Source organism: Leptotrichia sp. oral taxon 879 str. F0557, from assembly GCF_000469385.1.
Classification (GTDB): domain Bacteria; phylum Fusobacteriota; class Fusobacteriia; order Fusobacteriales; family Leptotrichiaceae; genus Leptotrichia; species Leptotrichia mesophila.
The window spans coordinates 19,229-19,900 of record NZ_KI271299.1 but is presented as its reverse complement, the minus strand read 5'-3'; the positions used below and the strand labels follow the sequence as shown (position 1 = coordinate 19,900).

At 38.4% G+C, this 672-nt stretch carries 1 protein-coding gene; it reads left to right on the top strand.

Features of this window, described 5'->3' with window-relative positions; translation table 11 throughout:
* A partial coding sequence (locus HMPREF1552_RS03115) for a ShlB/FhaC/HecB family hemolysin secretion/activation protein (protein WP_021743621.1) occupies positions 1-617 on the top strand: 617 nt, incomplete at its 5' end.
* Between the last annotated feature and the right edge of the window lie 55 nt (positions 618-672).

Below are 672 nucleotides of genomic sequence, written 5' to 3'. Positions count from 1 at the left end.
TGTCTGACAGGAAGCTTGCTATAGGTACTTTAAGCCTTAATGCTACAACTTCACTTTTCGGAGGGATTTTTGGAAGCTCTTTCGGATATGAGAGAGGTCTTAAAATATTTCATGCCGAAAGGGACAGCGGAAAGATAGATACTACGCCAAAGGCGCAGTTCCATAAATACAGCATGAACCTTAGCTACTACAAGCCCATAACGAACAAGCTTGTATACAGGGCAAATGTTAGTGGGAGCTATTCAAATGATGTGCTTTATGGAAGTGAAAGACAGACAATAGGCGGTGTCGGAAGTGTAGGGGGCTACCATACAAGGGAGTCCATTCAGGGAGACAAGGCTATAGAAGTCAGCAATGAGATTGCATACAGTATTCCAGTTAAGAAATTTGCGGCTGTTTCCCCATATGTTAATTATGGATACGGGGCTGCAAAGTATAACAGGGATAAATCTAAATACAGAACTGGATATGTAACTGGAATGACAGCTGGAATCAGATTTGATACAAAAATCTTTGACTTTGACTTTGGATATGCAAGGCCAATGTCGCATTCAGACTATTTAAGCCCTAAGAAGCAGGAAATGTATTTTAGCGGATCCTTGAAAGTAAGTTTTTAGATAATAACTCAAAATAAAAATTATAGGAAATTTCAAATTTTAATCAGTAAAAATA